This window comes from Arthrobacter sp. CAN_A214 (assembly GCF_015751955.1).
Classification (GTDB): Bacteria; Actinomycetota; Actinomycetes; order Actinomycetales; family Micrococcaceae; genus Arthrobacter_D.
Genome location: NZ_JADOUU010000003.1, coordinates 149300 through 175729, shown reverse-complemented (window position 1 = coordinate 175729; position 26430 = coordinate 149300). Strand labels below are relative to the sequence as shown.

General features: G+C 66.5%; 26 protein-coding genes and 1 pseudogene. 8 read left to right on the top strand and 19 right to left on the bottom strand.

Annotated features, from left to right (window positions below; translation table 11 throughout):
* Positions 1-52: 52 nt before the first annotated feature.
* Positions 53-505, bottom strand: coding sequence for a DUF6098 family protein (locus IWX65_RS04420; RefSeq protein ID WP_196881221.1), 453 nt, complete (start codon positions 503-505; stop codon positions 53-55).
* 156 nt (positions 506-661) lie between these two features.
* On the opposite strand from IWX65_RS04420, the gene IWX65_RS04415 reads away from it, so the two are divergent.
* On the top strand, positions 662-817 hold the full coding sequence (locus IWX65_RS04415) for a hypothetical protein (RefSeq protein ID WP_196821650.1): 156 nt from the start codon (positions 662-664) through the stop codon (positions 815-817).
* A 6-nt stretch (positions 818-823) separates the two neighbouring features.
* On the opposite strand, the gene IWX65_RS04410 is transcribed toward IWX65_RS04415, so the two are convergent.
* The 8 genes and pseudogenes from IWX65_RS04410 to IWX65_RS18040 all read right to left on the bottom strand — a co-directional run bounded on the left by IWX65_RS04410 (position 824) and on the right by IWX65_RS18040 (position 7268).
* On the bottom strand, positions 824-1261 hold the full coding sequence (locus IWX65_RS04410) for a hypothetical protein (RefSeq protein ID WP_196881220.1): 438 nt from the start codon (positions 1259-1261) through the stop codon (positions 824-826).
* Positions 1262-1329: 68 nt separating this feature from the next.
* Entirely contained in the window at positions 1330-2163 is an 834-nt protein-coding gene (locus IWX65_RS17700) for a carbohydrate ABC transporter permease (protein ID WP_334683647.1), read from the bottom strand.
* Complete coding sequence (locus IWX65_RS04395; protein WP_196881217.1) at positions 2160-2462, bottom strand: sugar ABC transporter permease; 303 nt, start codon at positions 2460-2462, stop codon at positions 2160-2162. The genes IWX65_RS17700 and IWX65_RS04395 overlap by 4 nt, the downstream gene beginning before the upstream one ends.
* A pseudogene (locus IWX65_RS17695) lies at positions 2462-3553 on the bottom strand (ABC transporter substrate-binding protein). Before IWX65_RS17695 ends, IWX65_RS04395 begins: the two are co-directional and overlap by 1 nt.
* Complete coding sequence (locus IWX65_RS04380) at positions 3537-5363, bottom strand: amidohydrolase (RefSeq protein WP_196881215.1); 1827 nt, start codon at positions 5361-5363, stop codon at positions 3537-3539. Before IWX65_RS04380 ends, IWX65_RS17695 begins: the two are co-directional and overlap by 17 nt.
* Positions 5353-5934: a GNAT family N-acetyltransferase gene (locus IWX65_RS04375; RefSeq protein WP_196881214.1), complete on the bottom strand. Its 582-nt coding sequence runs from the start codon at positions 5932-5934 to the stop codon at positions 5353-5355. The genes IWX65_RS04380 and IWX65_RS04375 overlap by 11 nt, the downstream gene beginning before the upstream one ends.
* A gap of 19 nt (positions 5935-5953) precedes the next feature.
* Complete coding sequence (locus tag IWX65_RS04370; protein ID WP_196881213.1) at positions 5954-6928, bottom strand: aldo/keto reductase; 975 nt, start codon at positions 6926-6928, stop codon at positions 5954-5956.
* A gap of 175 nt (positions 6929-7103) precedes the next feature.
* Entirely contained in the window at positions 7104-7268 is a 165-nt protein-coding gene (locus IWX65_RS18040; protein WP_196881212.1) for a hypothetical protein, read from the bottom strand.
* Positions 7269-7599: 331 nt separating this feature from the next.
* Between IWX65_RS18040 and IWX65_RS04360 the strand changes: the two genes are divergently transcribed.
* The 4 genes from IWX65_RS04360 (at position 7600) to IWX65_RS04345 (ending at position 13222) form a co-directional block, all read left to right on the top strand.
* The gene (locus IWX65_RS04360; protein ID WP_196881211.1) at positions 7600-9648 is read left to right on the top strand and encodes a putative bifunctional diguanylate cyclase/phosphodiesterase; all 2049 of its coding nucleotides are present in this window, start codon (positions 7600-7602) and stop codon (positions 9646-9648) included.
* 36 nt (positions 9649-9684) lie between these two features.
* Entirely contained in the window at positions 9685-10884 is a 1200-nt protein-coding gene (locus IWX65_RS04355) for an AI-2E family transporter (protein ID WP_196881210.1), read from the top strand.
* A 72-nt stretch (positions 10885-10956) separates the two neighbouring features.
* Positions 10957-11946, top strand: coding sequence for a D-2-hydroxyacid dehydrogenase (locus IWX65_RS04350; protein ID WP_196881209.1), 990 nt, complete (start codon positions 10957-10959; stop codon positions 11944-11946).
* 43 nt (positions 11947-11989) lie between these two features.
* The gene (locus IWX65_RS04345) at positions 11990-13222 is read left to right on the top strand and encodes a glycosyltransferase 87 family protein (protein ID WP_196881208.1); all 1233 of its coding nucleotides are present in this window, start codon (positions 11990-11992) and stop codon (positions 13220-13222) included.
* A gap of 60 nt (positions 13223-13282) precedes the next feature.
* On the opposite strand, the gene IWX65_RS04340 is transcribed toward IWX65_RS04345, so the two are convergent.
* From IWX65_RS04340 to IWX65_RS04330, 3 genes are all read right to left on the bottom strand, one after another.
* Positions 13283-14128: an NAD-dependent epimerase/dehydratase family protein gene (locus IWX65_RS04340; protein WP_196881207.1), complete on the bottom strand. Its 846-nt coding sequence runs from the start codon at positions 14126-14128 to the stop codon at positions 13283-13285.
* Positions 14129-14189: 61 nt separating this feature from the next.
* Complete coding sequence (gene glsA / locus IWX65_RS04335) at positions 14190-16004, bottom strand: glutaminase A (RefSeq protein ID WP_196881206.1); 1815 nt, start codon at positions 16002-16004, stop codon at positions 14190-14192.
* Between the two features lie 88 nt (positions 16005-16092).
* On the bottom strand, positions 16093-17532 hold the full coding sequence (locus IWX65_RS04330) for an APC family permease (protein WP_196881205.1): 1440 nt from the start codon (positions 17530-17532) through the stop codon (positions 16093-16095).
* A gap of 190 nt (positions 17533-17722) precedes the next feature.
* Here IWX65_RS04330 and IWX65_RS04325 point away from each other — a divergent pair, with 190 nt between their 5' ends.
* Entirely contained in the window at positions 17723-18382 is a 660-nt protein-coding gene (locus IWX65_RS04325; protein WP_196881204.1) for a pentapeptide repeat-containing protein, read from the top strand.
* Here the strand turns inward: IWX65_RS04325 and IWX65_RS04320 are convergent.
* The gene (locus IWX65_RS04320) at positions 18379-19326 is read right to left on the bottom strand and encodes a CPBP family intramembrane glutamic endopeptidase (RefSeq protein ID WP_196881203.1); all 948 of its coding nucleotides are present in this window, start codon (positions 19324-19326) and stop codon (positions 18379-18381) included. The genes IWX65_RS04325 and IWX65_RS04320 overlap by 4 nt on opposite strands.
* Before the next feature lie 22 nt (positions 19327-19348).
* Positions 19349-20071, bottom strand: coding sequence for a YoaK family protein (locus tag IWX65_RS04315; protein ID WP_334683646.1), 723 nt, complete (start codon positions 20069-20071; stop codon positions 19349-19351).
* Between the two features lie 106 nt (positions 20072-20177).
* Here IWX65_RS04315 and IWX65_RS04310 point away from each other — a divergent pair, with 106 nt between their 5' ends.
* Both IWX65_RS04310 and IWX65_RS04305 read left to right on the top strand, forming a co-directional pair.
* Positions 20178-21986 (top strand): gamma-glutamyltransferase family protein, encoded by a 1809-nt coding sequence (locus tag IWX65_RS04310; RefSeq protein ID WP_196881201.1) that lies wholly within the window; start codon positions 20178-20180, stop codon positions 21984-21986.
* Complete coding sequence (locus IWX65_RS04305) at positions 21970-22704, top strand: GntR family transcriptional regulator (RefSeq protein ID WP_196881200.1); 735 nt, start codon at positions 21970-21972, stop codon at positions 22702-22704. Before IWX65_RS04310 ends, IWX65_RS04305 begins: the two co-directional genes overlap by 17 nt.
* A 24-nt stretch (positions 22705-22728) precedes the next feature.
* Here IWX65_RS04305 and IWX65_RS04300 read toward each other — a convergent pair whose 3' ends face one another.
* The 5 genes from IWX65_RS04300 to IWX65_RS04280 all read right to left on the bottom strand — a co-directional run bounded on the left by IWX65_RS04300 (position 22729) and on the right by IWX65_RS04280 (position 26286).
* On the bottom strand, positions 22729-23985 hold the full coding sequence (locus tag IWX65_RS04300) for a phospholipase D-like domain-containing protein (protein ID WP_196881199.1): 1257 nt from the start codon (positions 23983-23985) through the stop codon (positions 22729-22731).
* 29 nt (positions 23986-24014) lie between these two features.
* Positions 24015-24758: an MBL fold metallo-hydrolase gene (locus tag IWX65_RS04295; protein ID WP_196881198.1), complete on the bottom strand. Its 744-nt coding sequence runs from the start codon at positions 24756-24758 to the stop codon at positions 24015-24017.
* Positions 24759-24829: 71 nt separating this feature from the next.
* A complete protein-coding gene (locus tag IWX65_RS17685; RefSeq protein ID WP_334683645.1) occupies positions 24830-24955 on the bottom strand; it encodes a hypothetical protein in 126 nt (41 codons plus the stop codon).
* 108 nt (positions 24956-25063) lie between these two features.
* Complete coding sequence (locus tag IWX65_RS04285; protein WP_196881197.1) at positions 25064-25819, bottom strand: SOS response-associated peptidase; 756 nt, start codon at positions 25817-25819, stop codon at positions 25064-25066.
* A gap of 59 nt (positions 25820-25878) precedes the next feature.
* Positions 25879-26286 carry a hypothetical protein gene (locus IWX65_RS04280; RefSeq protein WP_196881196.1) on the bottom strand — a complete coding sequence of 136 codons (408 nt, stop codon included), beginning with the start codon at positions 26284-26286 and terminating at the stop codon, positions 25879-25881.
* Between the last annotated feature and the right edge of the window lie 144 nt (positions 26287-26430).

Below are 26430 nucleotides of genomic sequence, written 5' to 3'. Positions count from 1 at the left end.
TCCGGCTCGGCTTTGGCGGTTCAGTCTCGATCCGGTCCTGGCTGGATCGAGTTCAGTCCTGCGACGGCCGTTCGCCGGCATCGAATTGCTCCTCGTAGACCCGCTTTGCTTCCTGCAGCACCTCTGGATCGAGCCGGCCGAGCGGACGGACGTCGACGAGCAGCGGCTCGCAGTCCGGGCCCCGGCCCACGCACGCCCCGGTGAGTACCCATGCGTAGCGGTCCTCGTCCTCCGCAAGGTGCTCGTACTGGCAGATCTGGCGTGCAAGCCAGTCCTTGAGCGGCCGGGTCCACCACGACTCCGGTGTGAGGGGGTTGACGGACAATCCTGGCAGCGTCAGCCCGCTCTCGGCGTCGAGACTATTGGAATCCCTATCGGCTTCGAAGCCCTTGGAGTACCGCAGGTAGAGGTAGTCGCCGGACGGCACGAGATCCGCGAGTTCAGCGAGGCTGGAGAGGGTGAGCTCCCCGGATTCTGCTTTGCGCGGTGCGGTGGCGGATTTCATGTGCCTAAGCCTAGGAAGGGTTGTCCCCGGCCTCAACAGCCGGGACAGCGCGAACCTGCTCTTTACTGCTGCTGTGCGAGGTGAGATATTCCTGTTCCTCCATCGGTGGGCGGGGTCTAATTGAAGAAGTACGTGCGTTCAACGAGGAGGTAAACCATGGAAGCATCCTGCCCGTCCTGCGGAAAGCCGCTGCAGGAGTTGGATGAAAGCCAGTGGCCCGCCGAGGGGCCCGTTCCCGAAGGGACCCTCGGCGTCTTCCAGTGTGAGGGGAACCACCGGGTGATAGTCGCTGAACCGCAGATCCAGGCGTAGGGGCTCTCAGACTTCGGGGACTTCCCGGATCGCCAGGTTCGGGTGCAGCAGCCGGTAGCCCTCGGCGTCAAGTAGATCGCGGTTGTACTCGTCGGGGAGCAGCACCACCGTGGCCCTGCTGTCACGGATGATCACGCCGGGCTCACCCGGAGTGATCGGGCCGCACTCGAGTGCAACCCCGAGGCCCTCCTCCACCAGGAGGCACGCGCTGCGCCCGTCGGAATCCGTGGGTGCCGCCACGAAATATTCGATGCCGTCGCGGTCGGCAAGGAAGCGGGTGGAGGACAGGTCGATCCCCTCGAGATCCCGTTGGATCGTGACGATGTCGTGCTCTGCCTGTGCCTGTTCGAAGACTTCCAGGGCCGGCGCATCGCCGCACGCGGTCAGCAGCGGCAGGGCCAGCAGGATCCCTGCGGCTGTGCGGACAAGCCGAAAATGTTCCATGGGTCTCCCATCCTATTCGGTGGGCACTGCGGTTCCTCGAGGGCTGCGTCTCTGCACCCCTCAGGACTTCAACGGATACCACTGCGGGCGAGGCCCTGGACGAAGTACTTCCAGAACAACAGGAACATCAACACGATGGGCAGGATCGAAATCAGGGCAAGGGCCATGATGGACCCGCAGTCCGCCCCGTACTGCCCCGCAGGAAGATCAGCCCGATCCGCAGGGTGAAAAGCTCGCTGTCCTTCAGCGCGATCAGCGGCCAGGCGAAATCGTTCCACTGGTACATCACCGTCAGCAGCACCAGCACCGCGATCAAGGGTTTGCAGAGCGGGAGGACGATCTGGAGAAAGATCCGGACGTTGCCGGCGCCGTCCATTTTCGGCCTCCATGAGTTCATCCGGTATCGCGATGATGAACTGGCGGGCCAGGAAGATTCCGAAGGCCGACGCCGCCGCCGGCAGGATCACGGCCCAGAACGTCCCATAGATCCCCAGTTCCGTGACCAGCCGGAACTGGGCCACCATCAGCACCTGGACGGGAATCATCATGGTACTCAGGACCAGCAGGAAGATGACGCCCTTGCCGCGGAAGGTGAGTTTCGCGAAGGCATACCCGGCCAGCAGGTTCACCGTGACGGTGAGGAGAGTGACGATCGACGTGATGGCCACCGAGTTACCGAACCAGAGAGCGGTGGGGAAGCTCGTGAAGATGCGCCGGAAGTTGTCGAGGGTCCACGACGAGGGCCACAGGTTCAGTTCCCGGCTGAAGACATCGACGTTCGGTGAGAACGCAAGCGTGATCATCCAGTACAGCGGGAACATCATCACCAGTCCGACGACGACGGCGGTTCCCAGTCGTGCCGCGTGCGCGGCACCTGCCGCGGCACCGTGATGAGGGTTCATAATCCGGTATTCGCCGTGGACTGCCAGAACGTGGGGTCGGTGACCAGCCGCCGGTAGTTGTCAAGGCCCACCCATCCGCTGGCTCCGAAACCACTGGACTCCTGGAAGCTGATGAGGAAGGCCCAGCCCAATGGGAGGAAGAGGAACAGCCCGAGGAGAACAAGGTTGGGGGTGAGGAAGCCGTAGGCCGTGCTGGTGGAGCGGAACCGCTTCCCGGACCGCCCGGCACCTGGGGCGTACGTCGAAGCCGGGGTCGCTGGGACAGCGGCTCCCTCGCGCTCGGAGGTGCCCGCGGACATCAGCCGGTGGCCTCGGCCACCGCAGCTGCGATGTTCGCCAGCGTCTCCTCGGCCGACTGGTTCTGGGTGAAGGCGGCTTCGAGCTGGTCACGCAGTTTGGGGTTGATCTCGGCCATCGCCGGGTTCGTCAGCTGCTGGACATCCTCGGGCTGGAGTGTGGTTGCCTGGTCCACGAAGATACCGGCGATATCGGGGCGTGTCTGGTAGTCGAGATCGGTTCCTACCAGGAACTGCAGTGTGGGCAGTTCCATGGCGCGTGCGCAGAAATCGGACATCTGGTCCGGCTGCACTATGAACTTGAGGAACTCGGCTGCGAGTTCCGGATTCCTCGCGTTCTTGGTGGCGACAAGCGCGTTCCCGCCGAGATCACATGCCCCACGTTCGTCGCGGGGCAGGTAGGTTGCGCCCCATTCGAAGTCGGTGATGGTTTCGTCCAGGCTGGGAAGCACGAAATCACCGACGGACGCCAGAGCCGTGGTGCCGGCCGCGAAGGCACTATCGGCGTAGGTGGAGGACTTCACCGAGCGGTTGGGCGGCGCCAGGTTCTCCCGGAACAGGTTCTGTGTGGAAGTGAGGGCCCTCGTTCCGGCCTCGGACTCGATGGCGGGCCCTGAGAGGTCTTCGTTGAAGAGCCGTCCACCTGCCTGGAACAGCCAGCTCAGCCAGCGGGTGGATCGACCGAGCTGCTGGGCAACGCCCTCGAACTCCTCCCAGGTTCAGGCGGAATCGAGGCTGTCCGGAACGCTTGAAATGCCGGCCTGCTCGAACAGGTCCCGGCGATACACGATCGCGGAGGTATCCGTCTGGTGCGGCACTCCGTAGGGCATGCCGTTGTACTGGATGGCCTGCCACATGGCGGGGAGGAAAGCTTCGGCATCCGCGGTGTCAAAATAGCTGCTGAGGTCGAGCAGCTGATCCTGGCTGCTGTAGGCGCCGATGGTTCCGTAGTCCACCCGGAACAGGTCCGGCGCGGTGCCCGCCTGGAGCTGGTCGTCGATATTCTGGAAAATCTGCTCGCGGGGCACCAGGTTCAGCTTGACGGTGACCGTTCTCCGTCTACGCTGAGCATTCGATTCACGGGCCTCCGGCATCATGCACCACGACGCCGCCCACCATCGTCAGCCCGGCCCGCACCGTGTGCAGGTCGGCCGGATCCAGTTTGAAGGGATCAGTGCTGAGAACGACGACGTCGGCCAGGGCGCCGGGCGTGATCGTCCCGCCGTCGTCGAGCCGGTTCACAGAGGCAGATCCCGAGGTGTAGGCGCGGAGGGCCTCCTGCAGGGTGAGTGCCTGGTTTGCGACGAGCGGTCCGGCGTCGGGGTGGGCCGGGTGCGCGCGGTTGACGGCAACGGAGATGGCCTGCCATGGGTCGGGGCTCGAGATGGGCCAGTCCGACCCCATGGCGAGCGGGGCCCCCGCGCGTTCCAGCGCAGCGAACGGGTACTGCCAGCCGGCCCGCTCGCCACCGATCAGGGGCACGGTGAGGCCCAGCATCTGGTCGTCATTGCAGGCCCAGAGGGCCTGCAGGTTCGCCGTGACGTCGAGGGCGCCGAAACGGGGGATGTCGTCGGGATGCACCACCTGCAGGTGGGCCATCTGGTGCCGCGGCTCCCAGGCGGAGTGCGGTCCGGCAGCGTGGGTGAACTCCGTGGCACGGCGCGATTGTCCTACGGCGTCGAGCGCTGTGCGTACGGCGCGGTCGCCGATGGCGTGGAGGTGGAGGTCGAACTCGGCGCCAGTAAGCTCCACCGCAAGTACCGTGAGGACTTCCGGGGAGAGGTAGAGGAAGCCGCGGTCGGAGGAGGGGCCGGCGTTCCTGCTGCACGCGCAGGACGCCGGGCCGGCAGCGGAACGTGAATCCGGATTCTGATTCTGATTTGGGAGAGCTTGCGGAGCCGGATGAGCGTCCGACTGCCGATCACAATACGGCTCCAGCATCGCTGCCGTGCGGTTCTCGGGTACGCCGTCCACCATGATCTTGGCGCTGGAGGTCCGGAAGCCCGCGTCGGCGTTGACCCGGCGTCGCTTCCGGAACTCCTCGACCAGGGCGCCCACTTCTGCCGCCGTCGTCGTCCGCGGTACCCAGAGCGCCCCGGTCGCGCGGCCGGTGAGCCGGCCGTTCGCGCTGAGCTCGCGGTACGCCGGGCTGGCATCGGGATAACCGGCATAGTCGCCGAGGATTGCCTCCTGCCACCCCGTCACACCCACCGAGTGCAGGTAGCGTTGGGCCTCGAGAATCCCGCTCACCAGAGTCGCGAATGCTACCGGTGGCAGGAACTTGGACACCAGGTCCATGGCGCCCTCGTGGAGGATGCCGGTCGGCGTGCCGTCCGCGAAGCGTTCGATCCGCCCGTCAGGGGGATCGGGAGTTCCGGCGCCGATCCCGGCGAACTTCAGCGCAGGGGTGTTCACCCAGGCACTGTGGTGGTCACGGTTGAGGAGGTACACCGGGCGGTGTGGCACGACGGCGTCGAGCAGGTCCGCCTGCGGGAAACCTCCGGGATAGTGGCCCTTGTACCAGCCGCCGCCGGTGATCCAGGCCGGGCCGGTATGGTCCGGGCGCGCATGGGCAGGGGCAGCACCGGATGGGGTGGGGGAGTTGCGGGCGTAGTCGGCTATCAGGGCCAGCGTCTCAGCGGCGCTCGCGGCCGGTGTCAGGTCACACGCCATCCGCTCCACTCCGCCCATGGCCGCGTGATTGTGTGCGTCGGTGAAGCCGGGTGTGAGGAGGCGTCCGGCAAGATCGACGCTCTGCCGCGCAGCACCGACGGCGGCCCTCACCTCGGCATCGGTCCCGACCGCGGTGATCCGTCCCCCGGAGATGGCTACTGCCGTCGCCCCCGGCAGGATCCGATGCCCGTCGAAGATCCGGCCCGAGTGGAAGACCCAGTCAGCGCTCACGCGCGCTCCGCGGCGTAGTCGTACCATCCGGTAGTGCCAGTTCGTCGTCCCATTCCAGGGGCGTGACCGTACCACTCGCCCAGTCCACCCGCAGGATCGCGTACGCCACGGACGCCGCGAAGCGGTTGTCGCCGACGGGCCAGCCGAGCCGGTAGTGGGCCTCCTTGAGGAAACCGGAGCGCAGGAAGACCCGGCGCATGGCCCGGTTGTCTTCCCGGGTCTGGCCCTCGAATCTTCGGACATGCGGCAGCGTGGTGAAGACGAGGTCGCACGCGGCCCGCACCACGAGCTCGCCGTGGCCCCGCCCGCGGTGCCTTTCGGCGAGGCGGAGGTCGAACATCGGTGTGTCGTCCTGCAGGTCCTCCAGCACAACGAGCCCGAGGCGCCCGGAATCCGCCTCCACCCAGTAGCCCTGCGACTCCTCGCTCCAGAACCGCCCGGACGCGACTGCCGCCCGCGCGGAGTAGTCGGTATGATCCGCAACCACGTGGAAGGGAAACGAGTTGGAGGTCAGGAAGTGGACTATCCCGTCGGCGTCACCGGCCGTCATCGGTCGGAGGGCCATCGCCATCAGAGAAGCCCGTGCCGCACTAGAAACCGACCACGGGGTGGGGAACGTAGTGGCTTTCGAGCGCCTCGACCTCATCAGCGGTCAACTCGATCGCCAGCGACGCCAGCGCATCCTCGAGGTGGCCGGGCTTCCCGACGCCCACGATCGGCGCCGACACCACCGGGTTACGTGAGACCCAGGCGAGGGCGATCTGCGCCCGGGACACGCCGCGATTCGCTGCCACCTCGCCGACGGCGTCGGACACCCGGCGGTCGGCGTCGTACGTGCCGTACAGGGTCTTGCCGAAGGCATCGCTTTCCGAGCGCGACGTCGTTTCGTCCCACGCGCGCGCGAGCTTGCCACGGGCCAGCGGGCTCCACGGGAGCACACCGATGCCCTGGTCGGCGCACAACCCGTACATCTCGCGCTCCTCCTCGCGGTTGATGAGGTTGTAATGGTCCTGCATGGTGACGAAGCGGGAGAAGCCGTTGAGCTGCTGGACGTACAGGGCCTTCGAGAACTGCCACGCATACATCGAGGACGCCCCCAGGTAGCGCACCTTGCCGGCCCTGACGGTGTCGTGCAGGGCTTCGAGGGTTTCCTCGAGGGGTGTCGAGGGATCGAAGCGGTGGATCTGGTAGAGGTCCACGTAGTCGGTGCCGAGGCGCCGGAGGCTGTTGTCGAGCTCGGCGAAGATCGCCTTGCGGGAGAGGCCCGCGCCATTGGGGCCGTCGTGCATGCGGCCGTGCACCTTCGTGGCGATCACGACGTCGTCGCGCCGGGTGTAGTCGGCGAGCGCCCGTCCGACGATCTCTTCGCTGGTGCCGTCCGAGTAGACGTTGGCGGTGTCGAAGAAGTTGATGCCGGCGTCGACGGCGAGCTTGATGAGCGGTCGGCTTTCGGCCTCCGGCAGCGTCCAGGGGTGGGAGCCACGGTCCGGTTCGCCGTAGGTCATGCAGCCGAGGGCCAGTGGGGAGACGTCGAGGCCGGTGGAGCCGAGTTTTCCGTAGTTCATGATCGAACCCTATAACCCCCGCTGATTAAGCACTTAAGGCTCCTTCCGCGCCGGAGTAGCCGCCATAGGTGCTTAATGAGCAGGGGTGGGGGTTGGTCCTTCCCGTACTTGTCGGCTACCGTCAGCGCATCGTCGAGAATAGCGAGCCCGGTGCGCGCGTCCTCGACCGGGAGGTTCAGCGGCGGTGCAAGGTGGATGCGGTTGAGTCCCCGCACCGCACCTCACCGACTGACGGATGCTTTGCCGCAAGCTCCACCAGACCCGGACCGAAGACCTCGCGTCCCAGTCGCGCGGCGTGCTCGACCATCTTCTCCCCGCGCATGGCGTTGATCGTAGCCACGGCTGGATGAGTTCCCGGGCGGACCAGGAGTGGAACACATGCTGCCGGTCCAGTTCGTAGGCTCGGCGACCGTCGGCGAGGTCCTCCTGGCTGGGACCGTTCGATACCGGCACAGCGGTGGAAATACTCATACCTCTTCCTTCCGAAGCGGGTTCCGTGCGCTATTCCTACCTACTGCGCCATGGAAGGCTGCCACCTTCGCGGCGGATGCCGGTCGACCTACGCGTTAACGATCCGACCGCGCGATTAGCGGTTAGCATTCCAGTAGATCCACGGCTGCCTGCGGGGGGGCTTCCCCTGGTGGCCTGGTGTTCTCGAAGGGGATTCCTCCATGCAGCTGCGCTCAGCACCGCACTTCGCCGATGCCGCATTGCCCGATGACCTCCTCATCCAGGCCATGGCTGCAACGTCGGAAATCTCCCTCATCGCCGACGCCCGGCAGAACATCCTCCACGTCTCCGATTCGTTCATCGCCATCACCGGGTACGGGCGTGACGAGGCGCTGGGCAGGAACTGCCGGATGCTGCAGGGCCCAGGGACCAATCCCGAAACCACGGCGGCCATTCGCGGGGCGCTGGCGGCGGGCGAGGATTTCAGCGGCGAGATCCTCAACTACCGCAAGGACGGCTCAGCCTTCTGGAATGCCCTGCGGATCACACCGCTGCGCTCGGGGAACGGCGTCATCACGCACTTCGTCAGCATCCAGCGGGACATCAACACGCGGATGGCGCTGCTCGAGCAGCTGCGTTTCCAGGCCCTTCACGATTCGGTGACCGGACTGCCCAATCGAATCGCCATGAGCACCCGTCTCGATGAGCTCTTCAGCGCTGGCGCCCATCCCGAGGTGACCTCGGCGGTCGGTGTCATCGACCTCGACGATTTCCGGACCGTGAACAACACCCATGGCCACGCCACGGGGGACGCCCTGCTCAAGGAGTGGGCGGCCCGGCTTCAGGGGCGCCTGAGGGACGAAGACTTCCTGGGCCGGATGGGGGGCGACGAGTTCGTCCTCATCCTCAAGGACGTGGTGCGGGAAACCGCGCACCACGACCTTCCGCGGATCCTGGACCGCCTCCACGAGGCGGTGGAGTCTCCATTCCTGGTCAACGGCGAGAGTGTCCGAATCGGGATGAGTCTGGGCGTTGCACTCTTCCCCGAGGACGGCCTGGATGCGGCATCACTGCTGAAGAGTGCCGATGCGGCTCTGTCCGACGTGAAAATCCGCAAGCGGAAGCGGAACCTCTGGTGGGAAATGGCAGGGGAAGTCCCTGTAGTCGAAGGTGCTGTCGTGGATCTGATGCTGCACAATCGGTTGAACGAATGCCTCCGGACGTCGGTGGTGCCATTGGACGAGTACCGGCTGGCGCTGTTCGACGACGGCCTTGAAATGCATGTGCAACCGGTGATCGACCTCCGCGACGGTTCCGTGCGGTTGGTCGAAGCGCTGGCACGCCTGCGGCTCCCGGACGGCCGCCTCACGTCTCCCGACGAGTTCCTGGCGCACCTCGATCGCACCGATCTGGACCACCTTTTCACTGCAATGCTCGAGAAGGCGCTCTCTCAACTCGCGATGTGGGACGTGCAGGGGCTTTCCCTTGATATCTCGGTCAACCTGCCACCTACAACACTGCTCGAACCGGGCCTTGCCCTGTTGATCGAGCAGGCGCTCAATCGTTCCGGAATCGCACCCCAACGGCTCGGCCTGGAGTTGCTCGAGTCCGAAACACTGGAGTGGGAGTGCCAGCGGCATGCGCTGCAGGAGCTCACCAGGCTGGGTGTGGGTATCTCGATGGATGACCTCGGGGCCGGGTACAGCAGCCTCAAGAGGCTCTCGTCCCTGCCCTTCAAGGCGATCAAGCTGGACCGCGACCTGCTGGCGGGGATCCGGCACAAGCCTCCGGAAACCCTGAGCCTCATCGCAACGCTGATCCAGATGGGCAGGGACTTCCGGATGGCCGTTGTTGTCGAAGGCCTTGAGGATGAGGGCGTGGCGGAAGCCGCTGCGATCCTCGGTGCCACGCTCGGGCAGGGTTACTACTTCAGCAGGCCGATGCCCGCGGCGGACGCCGCCGCCTGGGTCGCGCACTTCGGGTATCCACTTCGAGCACACCACTTCCGCACCCACCTCGGCGCCCTTGCGTATCACTGGCAGTTCGCCCGCCTCGGCTCACCCCATCCGCGCACGGTCGGGGATTGTCCGCTCACCGCCTTCCTCTCGCGGATGAGTCCGCCCGCCGACGTCGAGCGCTGGCACGCCCAGCAGCACGACGCGCGGGCCATGCACCCGGGAGCGGGGCGACTGCTGGTGGACTGGTTCGTACGCCAGATCCGGGACGACACGGAGGCGGCGGACATGCTGGCGGGAAGCACGGCACCCTGACTGTGCATGCCGTGCCATCTAGGGCAGGATGAATCGGTGACAACCGATTCGATGAACGACGACGGCGGCCGAGGCGCGGCCAATAGGGTCCCCGGCGAGGAGCCGGCCACGCCGCACGGCGCCACGGCGGCCCGGCGGTTCCGCCGGCACGCCTTCGCCTCCGGACTGACCAACGCCGCCGCATGGACCGCACGGGGCATCGTGGTTCTGGCCGGCCTGGTGATCCTCTGGCTCGTGATCCGTGCGCTGTGGTCCATCGTGCTTCCAGCGCTTTTCGCACTGCTGCTCGCCTCGGTCCTCTGGCCACTCAACCGGATAGTCCGGAAGGCACTGCCGCGGGTGCTCGCCGCATTCATGACACTACTGGCCTTTCTCGCCGTCGTCGGCGGGATCGGGGCGCTCACCGTTCCCACCATCGCTTCCGGTGTGCGTGATCTCACTGCGCTGGCGCGGGACAACCTTGCCGAACTCACCGTGTTCATCACCGGCCCGCCGTTCAATCTGGTGGATGCCGACCTCAACACCGTGTTCGACACCATGCTCGAGCAGGCACGCGTCCACACGGGAGACATCGTCAGCGGCATCACCGCGGGGCTCGGCACGCTCACCTCGGGCACGATCGTGCTCCTTCTCACCCTCGTCTTCGCTTTTTTCTGCCTCAAGGACGGCGACCGCTTCCTGCCCTGGACCAGCCGGTGGACCACCTCGGATGCCTTCGGGCACGCCGCCCGCGTGGCCGAACGGTCCTGGCAGGCGCTGTCCTCCTACATCATGGCGCAGGCCGCGGTAGCGCTGGTGGATGCGATCTTCATCGGAATCGGCCTCGTGGTGCTCGACATCCCACTGGCCATTCCGCTGGCCGTCCTCATTTTCTTCGCGGCTTTCATCCCGGTGGTCGGCGCCATCGCGTCCGGGCTCCTGGCGACTGTCATCGCCTTCCTCGCCCACGGCTGGGTGACGGCGCTGATCGTCCTGGCAATCGTTGTGGTGGTTCAACAGTTGGAGAGCAATTTCATCCAGCCGCTCCTGGTGGGCAGAACACTCGAAATCCACCCCACCGTGATCCTCGCTTCAGTGACGGCCGGTGGAACCCTCTTCGGCATCGTCGGGGCCTTCCTCGCCGTGCCTGCCACTGCGGTGGGCATTGTGGTGCTGCGCTATCTGAGGGACATGTCCCTGGAACGGCGCCCCGATCTTCCCCATGAGAACCTGGCACCGGAGCCTGTGCCCGAATGAGCGGCCGCAGAATGAGCGGACACAGAATGAGCGGACACAGAATGAGTGGGACCTGAAAGTGGGCGGAGGGATATGAACAGTTCGCGGAGGCCTGTGGTCACCGTCCTGGTGGGGAACCGTCCGGTGGAGGGCCTCGACCGCGTGGCCGCTCTAGCCGACATCCGCGAGACCGACGCCGCCGGACTCGCCTCGGCCCTTCCCGGCTCCGACGTGCTGTACCTGTGGGATTTCTTCTCCGGAGCGCTTCCCGGTGCCTGGCATGCCGCAGACTCCCTCAAGTGGATCCACGTGGCCGCAGCGGGGGTGGACAAGCTCCTCTTCCCCGAGCTGGTGGCCTCTGACGTCGAAGTAACCAACGCCTCCGGAGTCTTCGATCGGACCATGGCGGAATACGTACTCGCCGCCCTGCTGTTCTCGGCCAAGGATATGGGAGTCACCCGCGACCACCAGGCGCAACGGGTCTGGTGCAGGCGGACCGTCCGCAATATCGGCGGCGCCGGCGTGCTGGTCGTCGGAACCGGAAGCATCGGGCGAAGCACGGCCCGGCTCCTCCGCGCAGCCGGGGCCGACGTCGAAGGCGTGGGCCGCGTGGCACGGGCCGGCGACCCGGATTTCGGCACCGTCCACGCCAGCGGTGACCTCGCCGCCGTCGTCGGGCGCTTCGACTACGTGGTGCTCGTGGCCCCGCTGACTCCCTCCACCGACGGGATGGTCAGTGCCCGGGTGCTCGGGGCGATGAAACCCTCGAGCGTACTCATCAACGTAGGCCGGGGACGGCTGGTCGATGAGGACGCCCTTGTCCGCGAACTGATGCGCGGCGGAATCGCCGGGGCGGTGCTGGACACTTTCAGCGCCGAACCGCTTCCCGCCGACAGCCCGCTCTGGGGGATGCAACAGGTGCTGATCTCCCCGCACATGGCGAGCGACGCCGGCTCCTGGCTGGCGGACCTCGCGGCTCAGTTCGAGAGGAATTTCCTGGCCTGGCACGCCGGCGAACCACTCACCGGCGTGGTGGACAAGGACCTCGGGTACGTGCCGTTCGCGCTGGGCGACCCGACCTGACAGACTGAGCGCTGCCTTCACCCACCAATAGCAGGAGCGTTTTGTGGCCACCCGTCTGCCCAGACCGGAGATCCGGAACCGCGAATCCACGGTCTGGATCTTCTTCGCAGTCATCCACGTCGGCTTCCTCGCGCGGCTCCTTCCGTTCATCAGCAACGGAGGAGTCCTCAGCGACATCCGGCTGTACCGGGAGTGGGCGTATCAGGCCCTCAACGACGGCGTGTGGCAGGGCATCGACACCGCCTGGGTCTACCCGGTGGGCGCGCTGGTGCCGATGCTCCTCGCCACGGTCTTCGGGCCGCAGCTCTACCAGCTGGCCTGGTTCCTTCTCTTCGCAGTGCTCAACGCAGTGGGTGTGGGAGCGCTCGTCCGCACCCGCTCGGAGCACCGCTTCACGGCGGCCTACTGGTGGCTGGCGGCAACGGCGCTGCTGGGACCAGTGGCCGTCGGACGGCTGGACGGCCTCACCGCCCCACTGGTGATCGCGGGCATCCTGCTCCTCGGAGCCCGGCCGGGAACGGCGTCACTGATCCTCAGCGCGGCAACATGGGTGAAGGTGTGGCCGGCTGCCGTGATCCTCGCAGCCGTCGTGGCCCTCCGGAGCCGGGTGCGGATCGTGCTCGCCGGCGCGGCGTTGTCCGCAGTCATCGCTGCGGGAGTGGTGCTCTTCGGCGACCTCCGGAACCTCACGAGCTTCCTGGGAGCGCAGGGCGCCCGCGGGATGCAGCTCGAGGCTCCGCTCAGCACGCCCGGCATGTGGCAGGCAATCACCGGCAGTTCGGGTGCGGTCCTCTTCGAGGATGACGAAATCAACACCATGGAGGTGCGGGGCGCCCTGAGTGCCCAGGTGGCAACACTGATGAGTCCGCTCCTGGCGGTTACCCTCGTGCTCACCGCACTGCTCGTGGCCTTCGCGCTCCGCCGCGGTGCCCCACCGGAAAGGGTCCTCGCCACCGGTTCCCTCGCCCTCGTCACCACGCTCGTGGTCTTCAACAAGGTAGGCTCACCCCAGTTCATGTTGTGGATCACCGCAGTGATCGCCGCCGGCCTGGTGCTCGACGCCTCCGCCGACTGGAAGTTCCCCGCCGTCGCGATGCTGGTCACGGCAGGACTGACCACGCTCGTCTATCCCCTCTTCTACGACGCGCTCCGCTACGACCTGAGCCCCGCCATCGCGCTCGTCCTCACCCTCCGGAACCTCCTGGTCATCAGCATTTTCGGATGGTCCCTGGTGCAGCTGGTGCGGCTCAGTACACGGAGCCGTGCCGCCTGCTAGCCGTGCCGCCTGCTAGCCGTGCCGCCTGCTAGCCGTGCCGCCTGCTAGCCGTGCCGCCTGCTAGCCGTGCCGCCTGCCGCGGCCGGCCAACACCGACCGGTACCCCTCGCGATACGTGGGAAACGTGAAGTCGAAGCCGGTGGAGCGCAACAGGGTGCTGTCGCAGCGCTTGTCCCCACCGCGCGTCGTACTGGTTTCACCGCTGGGTGGTTCCGGCAGGTCGAGTTCCTGCGCAAGGAACAGCAGCACTTCGCCGAGGTCAACGGGCAATAGGTCGCTGCCGAGGTAGACGGGAGCCACCGGCCCGTCCAGCGAGGCCAGATGCACGATCGCTGCTGCGGCGTCATCGCGATGGATGCGGTTGGTCCACTGCGGTTCCGCCGGCCGGACCGCCGTTCCGCTGGTGACCTGGTCGATCAGCCGGGTGCGGCCCGGCCCGTAGATGCCCGACAGCCTCAGGACCACGCCGGCCGCGGACCGCGCGAGCAGCAGTTGCTCGGCCTCCCGCACCACCCGTCCCGTCGCCGAAGCCGGTTCCGCCGGCGTCTGCTCGTCGACGCTACCGCCATGTGCGTCCCCGTAGACAGCGGTCGAGGAAACGAACAGGATCCTGGCAGGCTCCACGCCGTCGCGCTCAAGTGCATCCAGCACATTAGCCGTGCCATCGACGTAGGCGGCACGGTATGCGGCCTCAGTGCGCTCTCCCGCAGCGGTTGCGATCACCACCACCGCGGTGTCCTCCGGAATGGTGGGGAGTGTTCCACCCAGGTCGGCTTCGACCCCCTCGATCTGGCGCGGAAGCTTATCCGGCGAGCGGCGCCACCCCACCACGCGGTGTCCACGGAAGGCGAACCGCAGCCCCGCCTCGGTACCGAGGTCTCCGCACCCTGCAATCAGAACCGTCATGTTCTCGTCCCCTGTCCTGTCGAGTCACTGCGTGTCATCGGGCGAGATGAGCCGGCAACACCTAGTCGCGAATCCGCACCGCTGTTTCGCGGAGGTACAGATCCACGCGGGTGTAGGCGTCGCGGGTCAGTGCCTTCCACAGTTCTACGGCGAGACGCGGGTTCTCGTCCTCGATGTCGTTGATGGCGTCGGCGGTCAGTACCTTCAAGCGGACCTTCCCGAGCGTCTTCACCGTGGTCTCCTGACGGTCGTCGCTTCCCAGCGCCAGCTCCCCGAAGGTCATCCCCGCACTCAACGTGGTCAGCTTCACCCGTCCGCCGGTAGGGCCCGGCACCGAGGTGACGATCTTGCCGGACAGGATGAAGAACACCCCGCCGAACCGTTGGCCGACCCGGCGCACCACGTGGCCGTCGTCGTACACGCGGTCCTCCATGCGCTCGGCCAACTGCTCCACGTCGCTTTCGCTGAGCGGCGACAACGCGGGACACTGGCTCACCTCCACCTCCGACGGCAGGCACAGCTCATCGCCGAACTCGGAAATCAACTCGTTCTCGCACCATTCGACAGCAGCCGTGCGGGAGTCGAAGGTCGGGACGTCCCGATCCACGTCCTTGAACGTCTCGGCGAGGGTGCCTTCGCCGTCGATCAGCACCAGCTCGCGGTCCTCGCGGACCAGGTTCTCCCGGACTTCCGCGAGCAGGCGCAGCGACACGTCGGCCACTTCGTCCACGCGCCGGAGGTCGAGGATCACGAGGCGGACGTCGTCGTCGAGGCTGCTGAGTTCGCGCACCATGGACTCGGTGCCGGCGAACAGGAGGTCACCGTTGAGCTCGATGACCCTGGCGCGGTGCCCATGCTCCCGCAGGATGTCCATGGCTTCGTCGTTGCGGCGGATACCGGAGGGTGCGGCCGTGATGTCGTAGGTGGAGCGGATGGCGGACTTGCCGGCGCGTGCGGCGCGGACGAAGTGGAGCTCCATATCCTGGGACAGGCGCTGGCTGGTCGCCATGCCGCGGACGCTGCTGCCGTGCTCGTCGAGGGGCGGCGAGTAGACCGCCAGGCCGACCTGGCCGGGAAGCACGGCGATCGTTCCGCCTCCAACGCCGCTCTTCGCCGGCATCCCGACGGTGCTGATCCACCAGCCGGCGTCATCGTACATGCCGCACGTCGTCATCACGGAGAGCACGCGCTCGACGGGCAGGAGGTCCATCACCGGCTTGCCGGTGAGTGGATTGCGGCCGCTGTTGGCGAGGGTCGCCGCCATGACGGAGAGGTCGAGGCAGTTCACCAGCACCGAGCACTGGCGGAAATAGTCCTCGATCACGGGAGTGGGATCGTCCTCGATGATATTGAAGGAGCGCAGGAGGTACGCGAGCGCCCGGTTTCGGTGGCCGTGCTCGAGCTCCGAGGTGAAAATCTCCTCATTGACGCCCAGCTGGCGGCCGGCGAACTCCGAGTAGGTGTTGAGGATCCGCTTGAACCGGGTGTTGCCGCGCGAGGACTGTACCAGCGACGTCGCCGTGAGCGCGCCGGCATTGATCATCGCGTTCGAGGGCCGCCCCGTGCCCTGGGCCAGGGACATCTCGTTGAAGGAATCACCCGACGGCTCCACGTCCACCTTTTCGTCCACCGCGTCCATGCCGAGGTCGGAGAGCGCCAGGCCGTAGGTGAACGGCTTCGAGATGGACTGGATGCTGAACTCTTCGCGGGTGTCACCGATTTCGTAGATGTACCCGTCCACCGTGGTGAGGCAGATGCCGAAATTGTCGGGATTGACGTTGGCCATGGCCGGGATGGTGCTATAGGGCTTGCCGTCCTTCAGCTCCGAAATCTCCTCGTGAATGCGTTTCAGATAGCTTTCGATCGGGGATTCCATGCTTTCCACCCTAGAGGATGTCGACACCGGCTCTTCCCGAACGCTGCCCGCACGCGGGGCGTACCGCTGGCCCGCACGTGGCGAACCATCAGCCCCGTGCGAGCCTGGCGAGCAACTCCTCCTCGGCGTCCGCTCCGGGGGCGATACCGGTGGGGATGCGGAACAGGAAGAACAGCCCGAGGACCCACCACAGGCCGAAGAGTATCCACGGCGGGGGCGTCAGGGCGGCCGGCATGAACGGCAGGTACAGGCTGAGCAGTGCAACACAGAGGACGACGGCGATCCACCCGATCACCGTGCCGCTGTTGCCGGCGCCGCCTATCCGCAGGGGCCGTTCCATGCCGGGTTCGCGTCGGCGGAGGATGACGAACACGAGGGCCACGAGAATGTAGGCGAGCACGATGCTCGGTGCTCCGGAGTCGACGAGCCAGCCCAGCATCTGTGTGCCGAAGAACGGCGCGATGAAGGACAGCGCCCCGATGAAGAGCAGGGCGTTCACCGGAGTGCGGAACCGGGGATGCAGTACGCCGAACCACCGGGGAAGCATGCCCGAGCGCGCCATCGAGTACATCAGGCGCGATGCGCCGAGTAGGAGGGAGTTCCACGACGTCAGGATGCCCGCGATCCCGCCGGCGATGAGGACCTTGGCCATGATGTCGGAACCGAAGAGGACCCCCATGGCGTCCGCGGTCGCGATGCCGTCCTCGCTGAAGCCGTCGGCCTGCATGGCGGAGGACGTCGTGAGGATGGTCATGACGTACCAGATGGTCGCGAGCACCACGGCGACCACCACGAGCCGCCCGATCTGGCGGGCGGGGATGTTCACTTCCTCGGCCGACTGGGGGATGACGTCGAAACCGACGAAGAGGAACGGCACCACCACGAGCACCGCGAAGTAGCCGCCCAGCCCTCCGGTGAAGAACGGCTCCATGTTCACCGTCGATCCACCCGTGAACGAGCCGAGGACCAGGAGCAGGCCGATGAGCAGGAGGAAGACCACGACGAAGGTCTGCGCCGCGCCTGCGGCCTTGACGCCGCGGATATTGACGGCGGTGATGACGACGGCGGCGACCGCCCCCACGAGGGCCCACGTGAGGTGCACCTGATCCTCGCCGACCGTCCACAGGGGGATCTGGCTGAGGTTCGGGAAGAGGTACTCGGCGGTGCGCGGGAGGGCGACTGCCTCGAAGGCCACGATGGTCACGTACCCACCCGTGATCGCCCAGGATCCGATGAAGGACCACCGCGGTCCCATGCCGCGGAGCAGGAAGTTGTGCTCGCCGCCGGCCTTCGGCATGGCGGCCGTCAGTTCGGCGTAGGTGAGCCCCACGACGCCCATGATCACCCCGCCGGTCAGCATGGCCAGGACCGCGCCCATAGTGCCCGCACTGGCGATCCAGCCTCCGGTGAGGACTACCCACCCGAATCCGATCATGGCCCCGAACCCGAGGGCCAGTGCATCCCAGTTCCCGAGAACCTTGAGCAGGGAGGTTTCCTCCGGGTGTTCCTGGTGAGGAGTTGCGGTCATTGCGGTGCCTTCGCTTCCGGGGCGCTCGAAGCACCTGGTGAACTGCTTGATGGACAGGTCCCCGAGCATATCAACCGGGAGAGGCCATGCCGCCGTCGCGCTCGGCTAGACTGGCGAACCGCAGTGCGTCACCCACGCCGTGCAGGGACGTGCAGAAGACCCTCCAACCGACCCCGGAAAAGATCAGCCCATGGCGCACAGGAAGACCAATGCTCCCCGGCTCGACCGGGTGGAGCCGGCGAACCTCACACCGGGCGACACCGGCGCGCTGCGAACCGGCGACCACTGCGAAGGCGAGCTGTATGTGCGGGCGGACCTCGACGACCGCGACCTCACCGGCACCACGTTCCTTGAGTGTTCGCTCGAGACGGTGTCGATGAACAACGCCGAACTTCGCGGCGCGCGGTTCCTTGAGTGCACCTTCACCGAGCTGTTCGCACCGGTCTTTCGAGCTTCCCGGAGCACCTGGCGCGATGTGGTGCTCGAAGGAACACGGTGGGGGTCGGCCGAACTGTACGACGGCGTCTTCGAGTCGGTGCGCATCAAGGGCGGGAAGCTGGACTTCGTCAACTTCCGCAGCTCGAAGCTCAGCGACGTGGTGGTATCCGACTGCATCATCGGGGAGCTTGACCTGACCGACGTCACCGGTAGCAGGATCGCTTTCGTTCGCTGCCGGATCGGCACATTGACGCTGTCGAACAGCCGGCTGCGCGACGTCGACCTCCGCACCAGCGATTTCCGCACCATCAACGGAATGGAAGGCCTTCGGGGCGTCACGATCGACGAGTACCAGCTGGGACTGCTCGCTCCCTACCTCGCGGAAACCCTCGGCATCTCGGTCGAGGACTAGGGGAGATAACCCGCAGGCAACGGCTCCGGGGGTACGGGGGCCACGGCCCTCGTCCGCTCGATGTTTCCCGACATCCGCAGCACCACCGCGGCGAATGTGGCCATGGTCGCGATCGAGAGAACGAGTGCGGCCACTGAGCCCTCCTGGGCATTGACGTCCACCAGCCCGTATGCGCCGAACAGGAATATGAGGCAGTTGTTGACGGCGTGCGCCGCGATGGCCGCTTCCAGCCCGCCCGTCCGCCAGGTGATCCAGCCGGCGAAGATGGCGAAGAACGCCACATCGGTCTGGCCCAGCGGATCGTACCCATGCCCCAGCACGAAGAACGGCACGGGGATGAGGATCGCGAAGGCAGGGTGCCGAAGCCAACTGCCGATCGTCTGCACCAGGTAACCACGGAACACATATTCCTCGGCCGCAGCCTGGAACGGCACCAGGAGCAGGGTCATTCCCGCCAGCAGGGCGGTGCTGTCACCGACGGAGAAGCCGGAACCCCCCGACCCTCCCGACCCTCCAGGCAGGACCGGTGGAAGGAGGAAGGAGATCGCGAAGCTGAGCGCGTATACGGCGATGGCGGCTCCGAGGCAACGGCCCAGCCAACCCCAGCGGATGCGCCCCTGCACCGACGACAACAGCCCGATCGGACGTGGACCGGTGATGAGCGCCGCCGAAGCGAGCGCCGGGATCATCAGGATGAGCAGGACCATCGAGAACGCGAAGACCAGGGGGTCGGTGAGGTCGACGGTTGCCAGCCGGTCGCCATAGAAGGCCAACCCTTCATCGCTCTGCAGTGCGACGACCACTGCGGCGAGGAAAAGCACGACGATCAGGAGAATGTAGAACGTGAGACCGAGGAGTCCGGTCAGCAGTGGTTTCCACCACCGGTAGCCGCTCCACGAGCGGTACAGGCGATGGTAGTCGAAGGTGTCAGTTCCGGGCTCCATCCCCCAACCGTAGTGCGCCTGTTCAGGTCGCGGATACCGGGTCGGCGGCGGAGGCGTGAAGCGCCTTCTTTTCCTTCCGGTGGCGCGTGTGGCCGATGATCGTGACGAGGGATGCCAGTAGGGCTGACAGGGCGATTCCCACCCACAGTCCGAGGTTCAGGGAGGCCGCTCCCGCGAACGCTCCCGCGAGGATCAGGACGATGGCCGCGGCCCGGCGCGCCCAGAACGGGCTCTTTCCGCCGGCGAGCCAGGAATCGGACGCAAGGCCGGTAATCGTGGATGTAACGACGACCGTGGTGATCTCGGCGACCTTGAGCCGCTTGGCCGTGGCGGCCTGCGCGCCCATGACAAGCGCAAGGCCCGACGTCGTAATGCTTCCCAGCATCTCCTCGGCGGTCACATCGACGAGCACCGTCAGGACAGCGAGGCCCGCGGTGCCGAGTGCGACGACGAGGAGGGTGGCGGAGGTGCGTCCGGTCCACCCTTCCGGTGCGCGCCGCAACACCCGCCCGGCCAGGGCCGCCCCGATCATGAAGAAGACCAGGGCGAGGGCCGGTCGCAGGATGGGAAGATCGGCAGCGCCGGCGAAGCCCATGCCGAGGAGGACCACGTTGCCGGTCATGTTGCCCGTGAAGACGCGGTCCAGCCCCAGGAAGCCCACGGCGTCGATCACGCCGGTGGAAAAGGTCAGCGCTAGCATGAGCCATAGATGCAGGCGGTCGGTGGAAACGGATGACCTCTTCACAATGGTTCCTTCGGTAACAGTATTGAATGCATCGTATACAAAGCATAGTGTTAAGCGTCTGATTGTATTCAATCTTGACACAGTTCCTACTGCGAAAGTGGCTCCCATGACGTATACGCCCCCGGCACCCTTCACCACCCGTCCCACCCTTCAGGGAACCTTCGGCATGAGTGCCTCGACGCACTGGCTCGCAACGGCCTCGGCCCAGGCCGTGCTGGAGCGCGGCGGCAACGCGTTCGACGCCGCCGTCGCCAGCGCCTTCGTCCTCCATGTGGTCGAGCCGCACCTGAACGGGCCGGGAGGCGATATGACGGGGGTCTTCGCGACAGCGGAGAACCCCGGGCAGCCGGTGGTCCTGATGGGGCAGGGCCCGGCCCCGGCCGGGGCGACCCGGGAGCACTACCTCGCGGAGGGACTCGAACTGGTACCGGGTGCGGGAGCGCTCGCCGCAGCGGTGCCCGCCGCCGTCGACGCCTGGCTGCTCCTGCTGCGCGACCACGGTACCTGGGATCTGGACGACGTCCTCGCCTTCGCCATCGGCTATGCCCGTGAAGGGCATCCGGTGCTCGCGAGGGTGGGAGCCACGATCGCCACCGTGGCCGAACTCTTCACCGAACACTGGCCCACCTCGGCCGCGCTGTGGATGCCCGAGGGCAGGCCGCCGCGCGAGAACGAGCTGATCCGCAACGAAGCCTACGCCGGAGTGCTGGACTCGCTCGTCGACGCCGGCAAGGACGCGCCCACCCGTGAGGCCCGCATCGATGCCGCGCGCCTCGAGTGGCGCACCGGCCGGGTGGCGAAGGCCGCGGTCGACTTCCTGCAGACCCCGCACCGGCACTCGTCCGGCACCGACCACGCCGGGGTGATGTCCCTCGAGGATTTCGCCGGTTTCGAGGCGGGTTATGACGCCGCCACCACCTTCGAATTCCGCGGGTACACCATCGCCAAGACGGGTCCCTGGGGCCAGGGACCCGCACTGCTGCAGACCCTCGCGATCCTGGACGGGTTCGACGACGACCACCTCGATCCCTCGACGGCGCTGGGCGCGCACACCATCCTCGAAGCCCAGAAGCTCGCCATCGCGGACCGGGAAGCCTACTACGGCGATGCCGACGTGCCGATGGACTACCTGTTGTCGCCGGAGTACGCCGCCGAGCGCCGTGCACTGATCACCGATTCCGCCTCCACCGAGTTCCGTCCGGGAACCGTCCCGGGAAGGGAACCCTTCGTCCCACCGCTCCGCCTCAAGTACACACCGCCCGCGCTCGCCGGCGGCGCCGGCTTTGCCGGAGTAGGGGAGCCCACTGTCGCCAAGAGTGGGGAAACCCGAGGGGACACCTGCCACATCGACGTCGTCGACCGGTGGGGGAACATGGTCTCGGCAACCCCGAGCGGCGGCTGGCTGCAGTCGTCGCCCGCTATCCCCGAACTCGGGTTCTGCCTCGGATCCCGCCTGCAGATGACCTGGCTCGAGGACGGTGCACCCTCCACCCTTCGCCCCGGCAAGCGGCCCCGCACCACGCTGACCCCCACCCTCGTCCTCAAGGACGGCCAGGCCGTGGTGGCCGTCGGATCCCCGGGCGGTGACCAGCAGGACCAGTGGCAGCTGCTGTACCTCCTGCGCACCATCGTGGGCGGCTACACGCCCCAGGAGGCCATCGATGCTCCGTCCCTGCATACGACGTCCATCCCCGGATCCTTCTTCCCCCGGACCTGGGAACCGGGCGGAGCGGTGGTCGAGGACCGGCTGGGCGAAGACGTCATCGAGGAACTCGTCCGCCGCGGGCACGTGGTGACACGCTCGGGGGACTGGTCGCTCGGGCGGCTGTCCTCGGTGACCCGGGAGCCCTCGTCCGGGCTCCTCACCGCTGCGGCAAATCCCCGGGGAGCCCAGGGTTATGCCGCCGGACGCTAGGCCCCGCCCGGACGAGCTCCCGGCCGCACCGCACCGCGTCAAGGATGAAATCCGCAGGGACATCATCTTCGGCAGTCTGCTCCCGGGGACACGGGTGACGGAGGCTGCGCTTGCCCGGAAGTACTCAGTATCCAGGGTGCCGGTGAGGGAAGCCCTGCGCGCGCTCGAGGCGGAGGGGTTCGTCGAATCCAAGCCCTATGCCGGATCGACGGTGAGCGACATCCCTGCCGATGAGGCCGATGACCTGTTCCTCGTCCGTGAGGCGCTCGAGTCGGCGCTGGCCCGGCGCGCCGCACGCCGTTCCTCCCGCCAGTTCGCCGAGGATGAGCAGGGCGTCGAGTGGAGGAGGGTGCGCAAGGACCTCGCCCTCCTGCTCGACGAGGGCGACACCGTGGTGGCGGGAGATGACCTGCTGCCGCTGCCTGAACTGAACATCCGCTTCCACCTCGGCATCGCCGAGCTCAGCGGAAGCGCATCCCTGATGGCGCTGCTCCGCCAGATCTCCGGCAAGATCGAGTGGCTCTACGCCACTGACGTCGACAATCGGGGCAAGCAGTCCTGGTCCGAGCACCGGCTCGTCCTGGCCGCGATCGACGCCGGCGACGCCGCGGAGGCCGAGCGGCTCATGGCGCGTCATGTGAGCCGCTCGCGGACCGGTTACCGGGGCCGCTTCGCGGGTAGCGAGGTGCCCGGTGACGAGGTCCAGGAGACGGGCTGACTCCGGGGGGATAGGCCGGAGGGGCTAGAGGAAGGGCCGCAGCGGAGCCAGGACGGCCTCGCTGACCCGGGCGACCAGGTGGCGGCTGTTCCATTCCTCGAGCGTCAGGGTACGGGTGTTGGAGGTGTCGGTCTCGAAGATGCGCTCCATGGTTTGCGCGAGGTTGCGGTCGAAGATCTCGAGGTTGATCTCGTAGTTGCCGGTGAGGCTCAGCCGGTCGATGTTCGCCGTGCCCACGGTGGACCATTCGCCGTCGATGGTCGCGGTCTTCGCGTGGATCATGGAGTTCTGGTACAGCAGCACGCGTACCTTCGCGTTCAGCAGTGCGGAGTAGAAACCCCGGGACAGCCAGTCCGACACCACGTGGTTGGAATCCTCCGGCAGGAGGACGCGCACGTCCACTCCCCGCCGGCTCGCCCGAAGGAGCGCGCCGAGGATCTGCTGATCCGGAATGAAGTACGCCGTGGTGATGTAGATGTGGTGCTTGGCCCGGTTGATGGCGTCGAGGTACACGCCGCGGATGGGGAACACGAGGTTGGCAGGAATGTTGTTCACCGCGCGGATGCGCGGTTCCCAGAAGTCGGCGCTGATGTCGGGAAGCTCCGGCCGCGCCGGATGGGCGCGCAGGTTCCAGAAGCCCACGAAAGCCTCGCGCAGCTCCCACACCGAGGGACCCCGGATCGCCAGGTGGGTGTCGCGCCACTTGGTCGCATACAGCTGCCCGATGTTGTAGCCACCGACGAATCCCACGGCGTCGTCGACGACGAGGAGCTTCCGGTGGTCGAATCCGGTGCCGCGGATGTTGGTGAAGAGGATCGACGGGCGGACTACGGGAAACCGGTAGACGTGCACGAGGGGATGGAACTTGTAGAAGAACGGATTGACGACGAGGTTGGCGAAGCCGTCATAGATCACGTAGACGTCCACGCCCCGCTCCGCGGCACGGTTCACCGCATCCCGGAACCGGGCTCCCGTCTCATCACCCTTCCAGATGTAGGTTTCGAGCAGCACCTGCTGTTCGGCCTTGTCGATCGCCTCGATCATCGCGTCGTAGAGGTCCGCCCCGAAGGTGTATACCGTGGTGGAGGTATCGGCGATGGTGGTCTCGAACGTGCCGGGCTGCGGGAAGCCGTCGCGCCGGGTGCGGAGGCGCTTCTCGTAGATGTCGATCCCGATCAGACCACCGATGACCAGCGTCTGCGCGGCGAAAAGCGTCAGCGCGGCGCGGCCCACTGCGGTACGGGCTAGTCCAAGGGCCTGCTGGCGGCTGGGGATCTGCATGAGACGAGCCTAGCGTCCCCTCGACGACGTCAGTGCCCGCCCACAGCCCTGGCTGCAGCGACGGCGGCGCCGACACCCTGGGTCCATACCGCACCGTGACCGGGAAGGACTGTGCCTGCCGACGTCTCCTCGAGTGCCTGGAGCGAGCTCAGGGCGGTGGGCGTGTCGGCGGTCGCCGCACTGGCGATGATCTGTGGACCTGCGCGTCCGGTGTAGGGGTCCAGGGTGACCAGTGCGTCACCGCTGATCACCGCATCGCGGTCCGGAAAGTACAGTGCGCAGTGACCCCTGGTATGGCCGGGGGTGGGGATGAGTACCGGGTGGCCGGGAAGCGAGGCCGCTGCCTCGGCCGTGAGGGGTTGCAGTTCCCGGACGCCCCGAACGGTGAGCGCTCCGGCCGCCGTCATGCGGGCGAGCCCGGGAATGGCCCGCGGATAACGCAGCGGGTAGAGGAATGGTGTTTTCTCCCGCTGGTAGCGGTACGGGTGGGCGGCGATGTAGGCATCGTCCGGATGGCCGAACACCGGGATGCCGTGGCGCTGCCGGAAATATTCGGCCGTTCCCACGTGGTCGAAGTGGCCGTGGGTCAGAACCACGGCGCGGATGTCGAGGACACTTTTTCCGAGCTTGCCGAGGGCGCTGAAGATCTCCGAACGCGCCCGCGGGAGCCCCGCGTCGACGAGGGTGAGCCCGGCGTCGTCCTGCACCAGATAACAGTTGGTGTTCGCATGCTCGATGCTGTGGATGCCGGTCGCAACGTCCTGCCGGAACATGGTTCTCCCCTCGATGGAATCCTCTGCAAAGCAAAGCAGGCCCAGGGTTGGCGTGCAAGAAATAAGGATGGTCAGCCCTTGTTGCCCGTGGTCGCGATACCTTCGACGAAGTGCCGCTGCCCGAGGAACCCGAGAACCTCGTTGACCAGGCCGTTCTGCCCGTTGAAGAGAAGCAGGACGAGGATGCCGATGGCCACGGGGGTGTCATCTTGGGCGGGTGGAAGACGATGCGGAAAAAGCCCGATGCACTTCTTTCTCAAAAAGCTAAGCGGCCTTACTTCTCCACTGATTTGTCAAGTGGATTCCTATAACAGGGAGGCGGCAGTTCCCATCGATTCCGGGTTTCCCGGCTCCGGCTCAACAGGCTCGATCAGGTCGGGGCCGTTGTTCCGGACGGACCCCACCCGGCTTCCCACGACGCGCGGTACGAGCGTGGGGTCCGGAATGCTGTCCAGCAGGTGCTGGATCTTCGGTTTGGAGGCGTTCTTGGGATCGAGCCACTCCCCGAAGAGGTTCGGGGGCACGATCACCGGCGTGCGGTCGTGGATGGAGCCGAGCGCGTCGCTCGCCGGGCGCGTGATGATGGTGCACGTCATCAACCAGGACGAGTCCCCGCCGGAGGGGGCTGCCGGATCCCTCCAGAACTCGTAGAGTCCGGCGAACGCAAGCTGCGCGGACTCGGCATGGAGGTACACGGGGGTTTTCGACCCGTTCTGATTCTTCCGCCACTCGTAGTAACCGTTGGCCGGTACCAGGCCTCGTCGCCTCAGTGCCGCGGAGCGGAATGACGGCTTCTCGAGGACGGTCTCGCTGCGGGCGTTGATCATGCGCGACCCGACGGCGGGTGACTTCGCCCAGGACGGCACCAGGCCCCAGCGTGCCGTCTCGAGCCGGCGGGTCAGTTCACCCGTGTCCGGATCGAGACGCTCGACCACCACGGAGACCGCATCCGTGGGGGCCACGTTCCAGGAAGCCCGGATGTCGTCGTCGGGCGCTTCATCGATATCGAAAGTGGCGAGAACATCGGCTTTCGAACCGGCTATGACAAATCGTCCGCACATGCGTTGATTGTGCCGCAGGTGAGGGCCGAAAAGCCACGGCTGGCCGGGATGGACGCCTGCTAGCTCTTCCGGTCCAGCAGCAAGCCCAGTCCGATGCCGAGCATCCAGATGTCCTTGGCAATGGCCGTTCCGTCCTGCGTGGGCCGGACGCCGTCCTCCTGCGTCATGCCGGGCATCTTGAAGTACATGGCCATCATTCCGGAGGAGAACGCTGTGAGGGCGAGTCCTGCGAGCCGGCTGGGGACGAACGGCGCCAGGAGTGCGGCTCCCAGGCCGATTTCGACCATCGAGATGATTTTGCCGAATTTTTCGGGCTCAAGCTGCGCGACCTGCGGGAACGCCGTCGACGCCATGCCCTGCATGCCTGCTGCGCTGTCCTTGTCCAACCCTCTCTTGCCGAGCCCGGAGTTGAGGATGAAGGCGCCGGTGGTGAGCCGGAGGGGAATGTGGCTGAGTCGAATACCCATGATCGGTCCTTAGTCTCTGGCGGAGCAGCAATGCGGGAGTGTCCGCTCCAAAAGCCTACGGGGGCACGCGCGGTGCCGCCAGTCGAGCGCATCCGACACGGACGGGTGAGCAACCGTGGCCGGTTCGTGACCATTCCGCAACAT

Excerpts from the sequence above, each read along its gene's own strand:
- IWX65_RS04360 (WP_196881211.1), top strand. The coding sequence starts at position 7,600 with ATGCAGCTGCGCTCAGCACCGCACTTCGCCGATGCCGCATTGCCCGAT.
- IWX65_RS04370 (WP_196881213.1), bottom strand. The coding sequence starts at position 6,928 with ATGAACTACGGAAAACTCGGCTCCACCGGCCTCGACGTCTCCCCACTG.
- IWX65_RS04415 (WP_196821650.1), top strand. The coding sequence starts at position 662 with ATGGAAGCATCCTGCCCGTCCTGCGGAAAGCCGCTGCAGGAGTTGGAT.
- IWX65_RS04295 (WP_196881198.1), bottom strand. The coding sequence starts at position 24,758 with ATGTTCCGGCAGGACGTTGCGACCGGCATCCACAGCATCGAGCATGCG.
- IWX65_RS04310 (WP_196881201.1), top strand. The coding sequence starts at position 20,178 with ATGACGTATACGCCCCCGGCACCCTTCACCACCCGTCCCACCCTTCAG.
- IWX65_RS04350 (WP_196881209.1), top strand. The coding sequence starts at position 10,957 with ATGAACAGTTCGCGGAGGCCTGTGGTCACCGTCCTGGTGGGGAACCGT.
- IWX65_RS17700 (WP_334683647.1), bottom strand. The coding sequence starts at position 2,163 with ATGAACCCTCATCACGGTGCCGCGGCAGGTGCCGCGCACGCGGCACGA.
- IWX65_RS04305 (WP_196881200.1), top strand. The coding sequence starts at position 21,970 with ATGCCGCCGGACGCTAGGCCCCGCCCGGACGAGCTCCCGGCCGCACCG.
- IWX65_RS04420 (WP_196881221.1), bottom strand. The coding sequence starts at position 505 with ATGAAATCCGCCACCGCACCGCGCAAAGCAGAATCCGGGGAGCTCACC.
- IWX65_RS04395 (WP_196881217.1), bottom strand. The coding sequence starts at position 2,462 with ATGTCCGCGGGCACCTCCGAGCGCGAGGGAGCCGCTGTCCCAGCGACC.
- IWX65_RS04375 (WP_196881214.1), bottom strand. The coding sequence starts at position 5,934 with ATGGCGATGGCCCTCCGACCGATGACGGCCGGTGACGCCGACGGGATA.
- glsA (WP_196881206.1), bottom strand. The coding sequence starts at position 16,004 with ATGGAATCCCCGATCGAAAGCTATCTGAAACGCATTCACGAGGAGATT.
- IWX65_RS04330 (WP_196881205.1), bottom strand. The coding sequence starts at position 17,532 with ATGACCGCAACTCCTCACCAGGAACACCCGGAGGAAACCTCCCTGCTC.
- IWX65_RS04410 (WP_196881220.1), bottom strand. The coding sequence starts at position 1,261 with ATGGAACATTTTCGGCTTGTCCGCACAGCCGCAGGGATCCTGCTGGCC.
- IWX65_RS04340 (WP_196881207.1), bottom strand. The coding sequence starts at position 14,128 with ATGACGGTTCTGATTGCAGGGTGCGGAGACCTCGGTACCGAGGCGGGG.
- IWX65_RS04280 (WP_196881196.1), bottom strand. The coding sequence starts at position 26,286 with ATGGGTATTCGACTCAGCCACATTCCCCTCCGGCTCACCACCGGCGCC.
- IWX65_RS04285 (WP_196881197.1), bottom strand. The coding sequence starts at position 25,819 with ATGTGCGGACGATTTGTCATAGCCGGTTCGAAAGCCGATGTTCTCGCC.
- IWX65_RS04320 (WP_196881203.1), bottom strand. The coding sequence starts at position 19,326 with ATGGAGCCCGGAACTGACACCTTCGACTACCATCGCCTGTACCGCTCG.
- IWX65_RS04325 (WP_196881204.1), top strand. The coding sequence starts at position 17,723 with ATGGCGCACAGGAAGACCAATGCTCCCCGGCTCGACCGGGTGGAGCCG.
- IWX65_RS04300 (WP_196881199.1), bottom strand. The coding sequence starts at position 23,985 with ATGCAGATCCCCAGCCGCCAGCAGGCCCTTGGACTAGCCCGTACCGCA.